At 72.0% G+C, this 12,234-nt stretch carries 13 protein-coding genes; 9 read left to right on the top strand and 4 right to left on the bottom strand.

Translation table 11 applies throughout. The features are described from left to right. Positions 1–55: 55 nt before the first annotated feature. From ACIQM3_RS09825 to ACIQM3_RS09805, 5 genes are all read left to right on the top strand, one after another. The gene (locus ACIQM3_RS09825) at positions 56–382 is read left to right on the top strand and encodes a TlpA family protein disulfide reductase (RefSeq protein WP_401621324.1); all 327 of its coding nucleotides are present in this window, start codon (positions 56–58) and stop codon (positions 380–382) included. Between the two features lie 195 nt (positions 383–577). Continuing rightward, positions 578–1,084 carry a flavin reductase family protein gene (locus ACIQM3_RS09820; RefSeq protein ID WP_401621321.1) on the top strand — a complete coding sequence of 169 codons (507 nt, stop codon included), beginning with the start codon at positions 578–580 and terminating at the stop codon, positions 1,082–1,084. Positions 1,085–1,286: 202 nt separating this feature from the next. Further along, positions 1,287–2,072, top strand: a complete 786-nt coding sequence (locus ACIQM3_RS09815) for an electron transfer flavoprotein subunit beta/FixA family protein (protein ID WP_033305351.1) — start codon at positions 1,287–1,289, stop codon at positions 2,070–2,072. Positions 2,073–2,129: 57 nt separating this feature from the next. Further along, a complete protein-coding gene (locus tag ACIQM3_RS09810) occupies positions 2,130–3,092 on the top strand; it encodes an electron transfer flavoprotein subunit alpha/FixB family protein (RefSeq protein ID WP_401621318.1) in 963 nt (320 codons plus the stop codon). A gap of 170 nt (positions 3,093–3,262) precedes the next feature. Continuing rightward, positions 3,263–4,561 (top strand): DUF6986 family protein, encoded by a 1,299-nt coding sequence (locus tag ACIQM3_RS09805; RefSeq protein ID WP_401621315.1) that lies wholly within the window; start codon positions 3,263–3,265, stop codon positions 4,559–4,561. A gap of 43 nt (positions 4,562–4,604) precedes the next feature. Here the strand turns inward: ACIQM3_RS09805 and ACIQM3_RS09800 are convergent, their stop codons facing one another. Next, a complete protein-coding gene (locus tag ACIQM3_RS09800; RefSeq protein WP_104790888.1) occupies positions 4,605–5,633 on the bottom strand; it encodes a LacI family DNA-binding transcriptional regulator in 1,029 nt (342 codons plus the stop codon). A 183-nt stretch (positions 5,634–5,816) separates the two neighbouring features. Between ACIQM3_RS09800 and ACIQM3_RS09795 the strand changes: the two genes are divergently transcribed. Then, positions 5,817–6,785, top strand: coding sequence for an ROK family protein (locus ACIQM3_RS09795; RefSeq protein ID WP_401621311.1), 969 nt, complete (start codon positions 5,817–5,819; stop codon positions 6,783–6,785). Between the two features lie 16 nt (positions 6,786–6,801). On the opposite strand, the gene ACIQM3_RS09790 is transcribed toward ACIQM3_RS09795, so the two are convergent. Next, positions 6,802–6,978, bottom strand: a complete 177-nt coding sequence (locus ACIQM3_RS09790) for a hypothetical protein (protein WP_393766741.1) — start codon at positions 6,976–6,978, stop codon at positions 6,802–6,804. Positions 6,979–7,176: 198 nt separating this feature from the next. Between ACIQM3_RS09790 and ACIQM3_RS09785 the strand changes: the two genes are divergently transcribed. Further along, a complete protein-coding gene (locus ACIQM3_RS09785; protein ID WP_401621308.1) occupies positions 7,177–8,220 on the top strand; it encodes an NUDIX domain-containing protein in 1,044 nt (347 codons plus the stop codon). A gap of 18 nt (positions 8,221–8,238) precedes the next feature. Here ACIQM3_RS09785 and ACIQM3_RS09780 read toward each other — a convergent pair whose 3' ends face one another. Further along, entirely contained in the window at positions 8,239–8,919 is a 681-nt protein-coding gene (locus tag ACIQM3_RS09780) for an MBL fold metallo-hydrolase (protein WP_401621305.1), read from the bottom strand. Positions 8,920–9,008: 89 nt separating this feature from the next. Beyond that, a complete protein-coding gene (locus ACIQM3_RS09775) occupies positions 9,009–10,373 on the bottom strand; it encodes a dipeptidase (protein ID WP_401621302.1) in 1,365 nt (454 codons plus the stop codon). Between the two features lie 194 nt (positions 10,374–10,567). Here ACIQM3_RS09775 and ACIQM3_RS09770 point away from each other — a divergent pair, with 194 nt between their 5' ends. Together ACIQM3_RS09770 and ACIQM3_RS09765 are read left to right on the top strand one after the other, a co-directional pair. Further along, positions 10,568–11,833 (top strand): geranylgeranyl reductase family protein, encoded by a 1,266-nt coding sequence (locus ACIQM3_RS09770; RefSeq protein ID WP_401621299.1) that lies wholly within the window; start codon positions 10,568–10,570, stop codon positions 11,831–11,833. Beyond that, positions 11,811–12,233: a TetR-like C-terminal domain-containing protein gene (locus ACIQM3_RS09765; protein ID WP_401621296.1), complete on the top strand. Its 423-nt coding sequence runs from the start codon at positions 11,811–11,813 to the stop codon at positions 12,231–12,233. The genes ACIQM3_RS09770 and ACIQM3_RS09765 overlap by 23 nt, the downstream gene beginning before the upstream one ends. The last annotated feature ends 1 nt before the right edge of the window (position 12,234 follow it).

Here is a 12,234-nt window from a genome sequence, read left to right as displayed (position 1 = left end):
TTATGAGGTCGCAGGGTGCTGACCCTTTGCGCAGAGCTCTGAGAGGGAGGCCGGAATGGACGGGCGGACGGACGAGGACACGCTGGACGCGGCCCAACTCGGCGCGGAACTGGGGGATCGGGCGACTCTCGTCCAGTTCTCGACCGCGTTCTGCCAGCCGTGCCGCGCCACCAGGCGCACCCTCGCGGAGGTCGCCGCGATGGTGGACGGGGTCGCCCATGTCGAGATCGACGCAGAGGCGCATCTCACGCTCGTACGCAGCCTCGGCATCAGCCGGACCCCCACGGTCCTGGTGCTCGACGCGGCGGGCCGCATCGTCCGCCGGGCGGCGGGCATGCCGCGCACGGCGGACGTCGTCGCCGCGCTGGGCGAGGCGATATGACGCACCGTGACGCATCTCCCACATGACGGGACGCACTTGACTGTGCGCACCACGCATCGTCACTCTGACGCTATGCCGCCAGAACTCCTTCTCTTCGGACGGGTCCATGTCGACCTCGTGCGCCACGCGAGTGCGCGCTGTCCGGGTGCCTGAAGAACCCACGGCCCCGAACGCCCCCTCGCAGAAGGACTCCCCATGACGGCCTCGCCCGATCTCGGCGCCACCCGGACTGCTTCCCCCGAACTCCTCCGCTCCGTCTTCAGGCAGCACGCCGCCGGGGTCGCGGTGATCACCGCCGCGGGCGCGGGGCCGGTCGGCTTCACCGCCACCTCGCTCAACTCCGTCGCCGCCGAGCCTCCGCTCGTCTCCTTCGGGGTGGGCGCCTCGTCCTCCAGCTGGCCCGTGGTCGCGGAGGCGGAGCACGTGGGCGTGCACATACTCGGCGAGGACCAGCAGGAGCTCGCCGCGACGTTCGCCCGCAGCGGCGCCGACCGGTTCGGCCCGCCCACCGACTGGAGCAGGGGCCCCGAGGGGGTGCCGCTGCTCGGGGGTGTGGTCGCCTGGCTGGTCTGCCGGGTGGTGGCCCGGATCCCGGCGGGGGACCACCGCATCGTGATCGCCGAGGTCGTGGCCGGGGATCCGTCGCGGGGCGGCAGGCCGCTGGTCTACCACCAGGGGCGTTTCACGGCTCTGCGAGACTGAGGGCGAGCAAGGCGGTGCCGGAGCCGACTCCGTTGGCTACGTCACAGTTCCAAGCGCTTGCTTATGGGTAATGTACTAGGTGTACTGGCGAGTAATATTTTGGCCGGGAGCCGGGTCGCCCCGACCGGAAACCGCCCGATAAGGCGCCTATGCTGCGTGCAACAAGGCAGCCCAGAAATGACGATGCAGTAGGAGAGCCGGCGTGAGCTTGAGGATCGTTGTCTGTGTGAAGTACGTGCCCGACGCCACCGGCGACCGGCACTTCGCCGATGACCTGACCCTGGACCGTGACGACGTCGACGGTCTGCTGTCGGAGCTCGACGAGTACGCGGTCGAGCAGGCGCTGCAGATCGCCGACGAGGCGGACGACGCGGAGATCACCGTGCTCACGGTGGGTCCCGAGGACGCCAAGGACGCGCTGCGCAAGGCGCTGTCGATGGGCGCCGACAAGGCCGTCCACGTCGAGGACGACGACCTGCACGGCACCGACGTCATCGGCACCTCCCTGGTCCTGGCCAAGGCTGTCGAGAAGACCGGTTACGACCTGGTCATCTGTGGCATGGCGTCGACGGACGGCACCATGGGCGTGCTTCCGGCGCTGCTCGCGGAGCGCCTCGGCGTCCCGCAGGTCACGCTGCTCTCCGAGGTCTCGGTCGACGGCGGCACCGTGAAGGGCCGTCGTGACGGCGACTCCGCTTCCGAGCAGCTCGAGGCGTCCCTGCCTGCCGTGGTCTCGGTGACCGACCAGTCGGGCGAGGCCCGCTACCCGTCGTTCAAGGGCATCATGGCGGCGAAGAAGAAGCCGGTCGAGTCGCTGGACCTGGAGGACCTGGAGATCGAGGCGGACGAGGTCGGCCTGGGCGGCTCCTGGACCGCGGTCGACTCCGCGGCCGAGCGTCCCGCCCGCACCGCGGGCACGATCGTCAAGGACGAGGGCGAGGGCGGCAAGCAGCTGGCCGAGTTCCTCGCGGGCCAGAAGTTCATCTGAGCCCCGCCCGTCCCCATCGCCGCCCCGCCTCTTTCGCACGCAGGAGATTGAAGTCCCATGGCTGAAGTTCTCGTCTATGTCGACCACGTGGACGGTGCCGTCCGCAAGCCCACCCTGGAGCTGCTGACGCTCGCCCGCCGCATCGGCGAGCCGGTCGCCGTCGCCCTCGGCAACGGGGCCGCCGACACCGCCGCCGCGCTCGCCGAGCACGGTGCGGTCAAGGTCCTGACCGCCGACGCGCCGGAGTTCGCCGACTACCTCGTCGTACCGAAGGTGGACGCCCTCCAGGCGGCGTACGACGCGGTCTCCCCGGCCGCCGTGCTGCTGCCCTCCTCGGCCGAGGCCAAGGAGATCGCGGCCCGCCTCGCGCTGCGTATCGGTTCGGGCGTCATCACCGACGCCGTCGACCTGGAGGCCGGTGACTCCGGTCCGGTCGCCACGCAGTCGGCGTTCGCCGCCTCGTACACCACCAAGTCCCGTGTCTCCAAGGGCACCCCGGTCATCACGGTCAAGCCGAACTCGGCCGCCGTCGAGGCCGCCCCTGCCGCGGGCGCCGTCGAGGCCCTCACGGTCTCCTTCTCCGCCACGGCCACCGGCACCAAGGTCCTCTCGCGCACCCCGCGTGAGTCGACCGGCCGTCCGGAGCTGACCGAGGCCGCGATCGTCGTCTCCGGCGGACGCGGCGTCAACGGCGCCGAGAACTTCGCGATCATCGAGGCGCTCGCCGACTCCCTCGGTGCCGCTGTCGGTGCCTCGCGTGCCGCGGTCGACGCCGGCTGGTACCCGCACACCAACCAGGTCGGCCAGACCGGCAAGAGTGTCTCCCCGCAGCTGTACATCGCCTCCGGCATCTCGGGCGCGATCCAGCACCGGGCCGGCATGCAGACCTCGAAGACCATCGTCGCGGTCAACAAGGACGCCGAGGCCCCGATCTTCGACCTCGTCGACTACGGCGTCGTCGGCGACCTCTTCGACGTCGTCCCGCAGCTCACCGACGAGGTCAAGACCCGCAAGGGCTGACCCGGTCGGAGCTCTGCCCGTACGACGGCCCGGGGCCGCGTGGTGTTCTCACCGCGCGGCCCCGGACTGTTTCCGATCACCATTGACGCCGGGGGCGGGGACTTATAACTTCACTATGCGGATGAAAGATTCCGGGAAGCGGAATTGCTGAGCAAGTGGAGGGTACGGTCATGGGTCAGCAGGAGAAGGTGGCAACGAGCCTCGCCGGCAGGGTCGGTGAGGAGATCAGCGCCTCCCTCACATCGGTGGACGCCGAACTCGCCCGCCGCTACCCAGGGGACCCCGGCACGCGCCAGCCCGTCCACACCGTCTACGTGCCCGCGGACAGCTTCACCCCCACCACCCTCCGCACCTGGGGCGACCAGGCGCTGGCAGCGCTCGACGAGCACGCCCCCGACGCCGCCGCGCTCGCCTCGGTCCTCGGGATCCCGCAGGAGCTCGCGGAGCCGGTACACGACCGCGTACGCGCCAAGCTGGAGCGCGAGCCGGTCGAGGACCTGCGCATCGACTTCGAGGACGGCTACGGCCCGCGCCCCGACGCGGAGGAGGACGAGGCCGCCGCCCGCACGGCGCGTCTGGTGACCGAGGCGTACGGCGACGGGACCGCGGCCCCGTACATGGGTATCCGGATGAAGTGCATGGAAGCTGCCGTACGCGACCGCGGCATCCGCACCACGGACATCTTCCTCACCGGCCTGATGCGGGCAGGAGGCCTCCCCGAGGGGCTCGTCCTGACGCTCCCCAAGGTGACGTACCCCGAGCAGGTCACCGCCTTCGTGCGGCTGCTCGAGGCCTTCGAGGAGACCCACGGCCTGCCCTCCGGCCGCCTCGGGTTCGAGATCCAGATCGAGACCAGCCAGTCCATCCTGGCGTCGGACGGAACCGCCGCGGTGGCCCGCATGATCGACGCCGCCCGGGGCCGGGCGACCGGTCTGCACTACGGGACCTTCGACTACAGCGCCTGCGTCGGTGTCAGCCCCGCCTACCAGGCCAGTGACCATCCCGCCGCCGACCACGCCAAGGCCGTCATGCAGGTCGCCGCCGCGGGCACCGGTGTACGGGTCTGCGACGGATCCACGAACGTGCTCCCGGTCGGCCCCGCCCAGCAGGTCCACGACGCCTGGCGTCTGCACTACGGCCTCACCCGCCGCGCTCTGGCCCGCGCCTACTACCAGGGCTGGGACATGCACCCGGGCCACCTGCCCACCCGCTACGCCGCCGTCTACAGCTTCTACCGCGAGGGCCTCGGCCAGGCCGCGTCCCGGCTCGCCGCCTACGTGGCTAAGGCCGGCGGGGACGTCATGGACGAGCCCGCCACCGCGAAGGCGCTGAGCGGCTACCTGCTCCGCGGCATCGACTGCGGGGCCCTGGACACCACGGAGGTCACGGACCTCACCGGGCTGAGCCGCGCGGACCTCGACGGCTTCGCCTCGCCCCGGCGCGGCGGGCTGACCGTGACGGCCCCCTGAGGTCTCCCGTCCAAGACGCCCGGGGCTCGCATGCCCCGGGCGTTCACGCGGGCGGGAGTTCGCCCGAGCCGCGCGGGATGAGCCGCGTCGGGAGCTCCACCCTCGCAGGGGCGTGAGCGGCGCCGTCGAGGCGGCGGAACAGGTGCTCCGCCGCGGTGCGGCCGACCGCCGCGGCGTCCTGCGAGATCACCGTGATGCCGAGCAGGTCGGCCAGCTCGATGTCGTCGAAGCCGACCAGGGCGATGCGGCGTTCGCACTCGGCCAGGACGCGGACCGCGGTGACCGTCACGCGGTTGTTGCCCGCGAAGAGGGCGGTCACCGGCTCGGGCCCGGCCAGCATGGCCTCGGCGGCGGACCTGACCCGGGCCGGGTCGGTGGGGCCGAGGGAGACCCAGGCGTCCTCCACCTCGATCCCCGCGTCGGCCAGGGCCGCGTGGTACCCCCGCAGTCGTTCCGTCGCGGTGTGGATGCGCGGCTGGTCCCCGATGAAGCCGATCCTGCGGTGTCCGTGCGCGACCAGGTGGGCGACGCCCGCGCGCGCCCCGCCGAAGCTGTCCGACAGCACCATGTCCGCGTCGACCCGGCCCGCCGGACGGTCGACGAAGACGGTGGCGATGCCGGCCTTCATCTCAGGCTCCAGATAGCGGTGGTCGTCGCCAGCCGGGATCACGATGAGGCCGTCCACCCGGCGGGCGCAGAGTGCGAGGACGAGCTCCTGCTCGCGCTCCGGGTCCTCCGCGCTGGAGCCGTTGATCAGCAGCGCGCCATGGGCGCGGGCCACCTCTTCCACGGCGCGGCTCAAGGGGCCGTAGAAGGGGTCCGCGAGGTCCTCCAGCACGAGGCCGATCGACGCGGTGCGGCCCTTGCGCAGGACGCGAGCGCTGTCGTTGCGGCGGAATCCGAGCGCCTCGATGGCCTCCTGGACGCGGCGTTCGGTGTCGGGGGTGACTCCGGGCTCGCTGTTCACCACGCGTGAGACCGTCTTGAGGCCTACTCCGGCACGGGCTGCCACGTCCTTCATGGTCGGCCTGTTGCCGTAGCGGGACTCGGAATGGCGGGCGGTCTCGGCCACGGTGCGCTGTCCTGTCGTCGGGAACGGGTGATTCCGGCCCCCTTCGGCGGTGCCGGGAAGGGGCCGGATGCTGTGGCGTCGAGCATAGGCCCTGGACAACGTTGTCAAGAGAATGGAGACTAGGAGCATCATCTGACTGAAGTCGCAGGTCCTGCGCCTCACCCCTCCGGAGAGTCCACACCGATGCATACCGACCTCGTCACCGCGCTCGACATCGGCGGTACCAAGATCGCCGGGGCGTTGGTCGACGGCGGCGGATCCCTTCTCGCGCGGGCGCAGCGCCCCACGCCGGCCCGCGAGGGCGCCGAGGCCGTGATGGGTGCGGTGAGCGACGTCCTGGCGGAGCTGGCGGCCTCCCCGCTGTGGCACCGGACCCGTGCGGTCGGCATCGGGAGCGCGGGGCCCGTGGACGCCTCGGCCGGCACGGTCAGCCCGGTCAACGTTCCTGGCTGGCGCGGTTTCCCGCTGGTGGACCGGGTGGCCGCGGCGACCGGCGGGCTGCCGGTCACACTCGTCGGCGACGGGGTCGCGATGACGGCGGCCGAGCACTGGCTGGGCGCCGCCCGGGGGTATGACAACGCGCTGTGCCTGGTCGTCTCCACCGGTGTCGGCGGCGGTCTCGTCCTCGGCGGAAAGCTGTACCCGGGCCCCTCGGGCAACGCCGGCCACATCGGCCACATCAGTGTCGACCTGGACGGCGACCCCTGCCCCTGCGGCGCGCGCGGCTGCGTGGAGCGCATCGCCAGCGGGCCGAACATCGCCCGGCGGGCCCTGGAGAACGGCTGGCGCCCCGGCCCGGACGGCGATGCCACCGCCGCCGCGGTGGCCGCCGCCGCGCGGGCGGGGGACCCGGTCGCCGCCGCTTCCTTCGAGCGGGCCGCCCAGGCTCTCGCCGCCGGGATCGCCGCCACCGCCACCCTGACGGACATCGACATCGCCGTGATCGGCGGGGGAGTGGCGGGAGCGGGTGAGGTGCTCTTCGCGCCGCTGCGCAGGTCCCTGCGCGAATACGCCACGCTGTCCTTCGTCCAGGACCTCACCGTGACCTCCGCGGTGATGGGCACCGACGCGGGGCTGGTAGGTGCGGCGGCCGCGGCTTCGACGGTCCGCCACGGCGCCTCGAACGGCGTGCGGGCCGTAGCCACCCCGTAGGGACCGGACCGCCAGGTCAGCGGCCCCGGTCCGTCGGCTGCCGGGGCACCACCACCAGGAAGGCGTCCTGCTCCAGGTCCATCACCACCTCGGCGGCCATGCCCTCGCCGCGGCGGGCGGCGGCGAACTCCTCCGCGGGCCGGCTGCCCCGTGGTCCTCCCGCCGGAAACTGCCCTAGTACCGTGCGGCGCACCGCGCATCCCCTCGTCGTTCCAGTGACTGTCCGCTCCAACGACGTCCGGCCGCCACTCGTTACGGCGGTGCGCCGGGCCGGGCTCGTACAGTGTGACGCCCCCCGGCGTCCGCGCCGGCGCAACAGCGTCACCCCTGCGGGGTTTCCGCAGCGGGGTGTTGCGGGCAAGCCACAGGGGGCTACGGAAGAGGGGGACCCGTGATCGTCTGGATCAACGGTGCGTTCAGTGCGGGCAAGACCAGCGCCGCGTGCGAACTGATCGATCTGATCCCGAACAGCACCTTCTACGACCCCGGACTGATCGGCGGGGGACTGCGTCGGCTACTGCCCCAGAAGAAGCTCGCCGAGGTGACCGACTTCCAGGACCTGCCGATATGGCGGCGCCTGGTGGTCGACACGGCCGCCGCGCTTCTCGCGGAACTCTCCGGGGTACTGGTCGTGCCGATGACACTGCTGAGGCAGGAGTACCGCGACGAGATATTCGGCGGCCTCGCCTCCCGGCGCATACCGGTGCGTCATGTACTGCTCTCACCTGAGGAAACGATCCTGCGGAGCCGGATCGCACAGCGCGAGGAATTCGCCGACGATCCCGAGCACAGTGAGCGCGTCCGGCAATGGGCCTACGAGCACATCGAGCCCTACCGGGCGGCGCTCGGATGGATCACCGCGGACGCCCACACCATCGACACCAGCGCCCTCACCCCGTACGAGACGGCCGAGCGGATAGCCGACGCGCTGCGCACCGGCGAGGCCAGGGAGTGCGGCATAGTCCAGACCCCCGAACCGCGTGCGGAGACCGTCGCGTCCGGGGTACTGCTCTTCGACGAGCAGGACCGGGTGCTGCTCGTCGACCCCACATACAAGCCCGGCTGGGAATTCCCCGGCGGGGTGGTGGAACCCGGAGAGGCCCCCGCCCAGGCCGGGATACGGGAGGTCGCCGAGGAGCTGGGGCTTCACCTGGACACGGTGCCGAGGCTTCTGGTGATCGACTGGGAGGCGCCGAAGCCGCCCGCGTACGGAGGACTGCGCTTCCTGTTCGACGGCGGCCGGCTGCGGGGCGAGGACGCCGCGCGGCTGCTGCTGCCGGGTTCGGAACTGCGCGGCTGGAGGTTCGTCACCGAGGAGGAGGCAGCCGGTCTGCTCCCGCCGACCCGCTTCGAGAGGCTCCGCTGGGCACTGCGCGCCCGCGAGCGGTCCACCGTGCTGAATCTGGAGGCGGGAGTGCCGGTGGGCGGCCGATAGCGTCCTGCGGGCCGCTGTTCACCGCGCGGCGGCTGCGAGGACGGCTGCCGTGTCGGTGGTGAGCGGGTCGCCGTGGCCGAAGCAGGCGACGGCCGGGTTGAGGGCGGCCAGCCGGCGGAAGGAGGCCCGGGCCTGTGCGTGGTCGGTGTTGAACACACCCAGCATCACCCGGTCCACCCCGGCCACGGCGTCCCCGGTGAACAGCACGTCGTGGCGGGGCAGGTGCACGCCGATCGAGCCGGGGGTGTGACCGGGGGAGTGGACCACCCGTGCGCCGCCCCCGAACGGGAGCTCGTCGCCGTCCGTCAGCTCGCGGTCGACCCGGGTGGGCGGCGCCTCGGGGACCGTCAGGGCATGGGCGTAGAGGGGCCGTTCCCAGTCGTGCAGGTCGGGATCGGGCATGCGTTCCTCGCCCCGGACCACCGGGGCGTCCAGCCGGTGCGCCAGGATCTCGGCGCCGTATCTGTCCGCCAGCTCCTGAGCGGCCCCGTAGTGGTCGGGGTGGCCGTGGGTGAGGACGATCCGCCGGATCCCGGCCGGGTCCGAACCGAGCCCCCGTACGCCGTCCTCGACGGCGGCCGCCGCGTGCACATCACCCGCGTCGATCAACGTCAGGTCCGCGCCGTCCCGCCAGAGATACGCCTGGCCGATCGGGAAGCGGAACATGTGCAGCTGCGGGAGTACCTCGACACGGTCCATACGGTCAACGTACGGACGGCGGGAGGCCCGCCGCCCGGAGTTCTGCTCCGGGCGACTTCGCTCAGCGCGTACCGAGTCGGGCGCGGCCCTCAGCCGTTCCTGGACTCCGCGTAGTTCCGCAGGAACAGCGCCTCGGCGACCGAGAGCCGCTCCAGCTCCTCGGGGGACACGCTCTCGTTCACCGCGTGGATCTGGGCCTCGGGCTCGCTCAGCCCGATGAGCAGGATCTCCGCCTGGGGGTACAGCGCGGCCAGCGTGTTGCAGAGCGGGATCGAGCCCCCCATGCCGGAGGCCTGCATCTCCTCACCCGGGTAGGCGAGCCGCATGGCCTCGGCCATCGACGCGTAGGCGGGGCTGGTGACGTCGGCGCGGAACGGCTGCCCCTGGCCGACCTGTTCGACGGAGACGCGTGCTCCCCAGGGGGCGTGCGACTCGAGGTGGCTCGTCAGCAGCTTCGTCGCCTCGGAGGCGTCATGGCCCGGCGGCACCCGCAGGCTGATCTGCGCCCGGGCGCTCGCCTGGAGCGACGGAGTGGCTCCGACCACCGGCGGGCAGTCGATGCCGATGACGGTGACTGCGGGCCGCGCCCAGATGCGGTCGGCGACCGTGCCCGTGCCGATGAGTCCCACGCCGTCGAGCACCTTGGCGTCGTCGCGGAACTCGCTCTCCGGGTACTGCAGTCCGTCCCACTCCGCGTCGGAGGTGAGCCCGTCGACCGTGGTCGTGCCGTCCTCGGCCCGCAAGGACGCCAGCAACTGGATCATCGCGGCCAGCGCGTCCGGTGCCGCGCCGCCGAACTGCCCGGAGTGCAGGTTCCCTTCGAGGGTGTCCAGCCGCACCCGCAGCATGGTCATACCGCGCAGCGTCGCGGTGACGGTGGGCAACCCGACGCGGAAGTTGCCGGCGTCACCGATGACGATCGAGTCGGCGGCCAGCAGCTCCGGGTGCGCCTCGGCGTACCGTTCGAGGCCACCCGTGCCCTGCTCCTCCGAACCCTCCGCGATCACCTTGACGGACACCGGGACGCCGCCGTTCGCCATGAGGGCGCGCACCGCGAGCAGGTGCATGATGAAGCCGCCCTTGCAGTCCGCGGCGCCCCGGCCGTACCAGCGGCCGTCGCGCTCGGTCAGCTCGAACGGCGGCGAGAGCCAGGCGGACTCGTCCAGCGGCGGCTGCACGTCGTAGTGCGCGTAGAGCAGCACCGTGGGCGAGCCGGGCGGGCCCGGCAGGTAGCCGTACACCGACTGGGTTCCGTCGGGGGTGTCGAGCAGCGCGACGTCCTGGAAGCCCTCGGCGCGCAGCGCGTCCGCGACCCAGCCGGCCGCCGCCTCGCACTCGCTCCTCGGGAACTGTGCGGGGTCCGCCACCGACCGGAAGGCCACCAGCTCGGCGAGCTCCGCTTTCGCGCGGGGCATCAGCGAGGCGACGGTCTCGGAAATCGGACGGGCGGTCATGGGCACGCTCCTCGTGGGTGCGACGTTAGGACTATGGCGCGGTGTGTACGCGGCCGGGCGCGACACCGTGGACGCGGCGACGCGTGTACAACGAATTCATGGCTGATCCTCCCACAGCGGAGTTCGGCCGCGACGCGCCGTAGGATGCCGTGAGCAGCTGGGGCCACTGGTCGGATCAGGAGCAGAAGCACATCGTGAGCAGCGAGAACGCAGACGCCGGACGTGAGCCGGATGAGACGTCGTCGGTACCGCAGGAGTCCTCGGTATGGGACGTCGTCGTGGTCGGCGCGGGCCCGGCCGGAGCTTCCGCGGCGTACGCGGCGGCCGTCGCAGGCCGTCGGGTGCTGTTGCTGGAGAAGGCGGAGATCCCCCGCTACAAGACGTGCGGCGGTGGAATCATCGGGTACTCGCGGGACTCCCTGCCCCCCGGGTTCGAACTCCCCCTGAAGGACCGGATCCACGCGGTCACCTTCTCGCTCAACGGGAAACTGTCGCGCACCCGCAGGTCCAAGCGGATGCTCTTCGGGCTGATCAACCGGCCGGAGTTCGACGCCGGGCTGGTGGAAGAGGCCCAGAAGGCCGGCGCCGAGCTGCGCACGGGCGTGGCGGTGACGCGGGTGGAGCAGCACGGCACGGCCGTACCCGACCGGCGCACGGTCGCCGTCGTGCTGGCCGGCGGCGAGACGGTGCTCGCCCGGGCCGTCGTCGGCGCGGACGGCAGTGCCGGCCGCATAGGGGCTCATGTCGGCGTGAAGCTCGACCAGGTGGACCTCGGGCTCGAGGTGGAGATTCCCGTCCCGGAGACGGTCGCCGAGGACTGGGCGGGCCGGGTGCTCATCGACTGGGGCCCGATGCCCGGGAGTTACGGCTGGGTCTTCCCCAAGGGCGACACACTGACCGTCGGCGTCATCTCGGCGCGCGGCGACGGTGCGGGGACCAAGCGGTATCTGGAGGACTTCGTCGGACGGCTCGGTCTCGCCGGGTTCGAGCCCACGGTCTCCTCCGGCCATCTGACCCGGTGCCGCAGCGACGACTCGCCGCTCTCCCGTGGACGGGTCGTGGTCTGCGGCGACGCGGCCGGGCTGCTGGAACCCTGGACCAGGGAGGGCATCTCCTTCGCACTGCGGTCCGGGCGGCTCGCGGGCGAATGGGCCGTGCGGATCGCGGAGTCGCACGACGCGGTCGACGCCCGCCGGCAGGCGCTCAACTACGCCTTCGCGATCAAGGCGGGGCTGGGTGTGGAGATGAGCGTCGGACGCCGCATGCTCAGGCTGTTCGAGCGGCGCCCGGGGATCCTGCACGCGGTGCTGACGGGCTTCCGCCCTGCCTGGAACGCGTTCGCGGGGGTCACCCGGGGGACGACATCACTGGCCGAGCTGGTCCGGACGCATCCGCTGGCACAGCGGGCGATGCATGTGATGGACCGCCAGGGGTCGGGTGGGATCAGCTCTCGACCGTGATCCGGAAGACCGGTGGTCGGGGCAGGCGGCCAGGAGCTCGGCGTCGGTCGACACGCGACGCCTACCTCGCCGAGGGCCTCGCCGTCCTCCCGCAGGATGCCGGACCGCGTACCGAGGGCGGACGGATGGCGTCCGATCTTGCCCAGGCGTTGCCCCCGCCGTCGTGGTGGCCCTGGTAGCCGCGTGGACGCAGCTCTTCGGGCTGATCTCCTTCGAGCTCTTCGGCCGGTTCAACCGTGTGGTCGAGACACGCGAACAGCTCTTCCGGCACGCTGTTCACGAGCTCGGGCGCAAGCCCGGGGCGGAGAGGCGGGGTCGGCCCCCCCGGACCACGTACTCCGCAGGGAGTACGTGGGATCACCACGCCCGGCTGACGTGCGCCGGGGGTCCACGCGTCTAGC

The organism is Streptomyces sp. NPDC091271, assembly GCF_044757505.1.
Classification (GTDB): domain Bacteria; phylum Actinomycetota; class Actinomycetes; order Streptomycetales; family Streptomycetaceae; genus Streptomyces.
Note: the sequence above shows the minus strand (reverse complement) of the source record. Positions and strands in the feature narration are given on the sequence as shown.

Coding starts and splice junctions, on each gene's coding strand:
- ACIQM3_RS09825 (WP_401621324.1), top strand. CDS start 56: ATGGACGGGCGGACGGACGAGGACACGCTGGACGCGGCCCAACTCGGC.
- ACIQM3_RS09820 (WP_401621321.1), top strand. CDS start 578: ATGACGGCCTCGCCCGATCTCGGCGCCACCCGGACTGCTTCCCCCGAA.
- ACIQM3_RS09810 (WP_401621318.1), top strand. CDS start 2,130: ATGGCTGAAGTTCTCGTCTATGTCGACCACGTGGACGGTGCCGTCCGC.
- ACIQM3_RS09805 (WP_401621315.1), top strand. CDS start 3,263: ATGGGTCAGCAGGAGAAGGTGGCAACGAGCCTCGCCGGCAGGGTCGGT.
- ACIQM3_RS09795 (WP_401621311.1), top strand. CDS start 5,817: ATGCATACCGACCTCGTCACCGCGCTCGACATCGGCGGTACCAAGATC.
- ACIQM3_RS09780 (WP_401621305.1), bottom strand. CDS start 8,919: ATGGACCGTGTCGAGGTACTCCCGCAGCTGCACATGTTCCGCTTCCCG.
- ACIQM3_RS09775 (WP_401621302.1), bottom strand. CDS start 10,373: ATGACCGCCCGTCCGATTTCCGAGACCGTCGCCTCGCTGATGCCCCGC.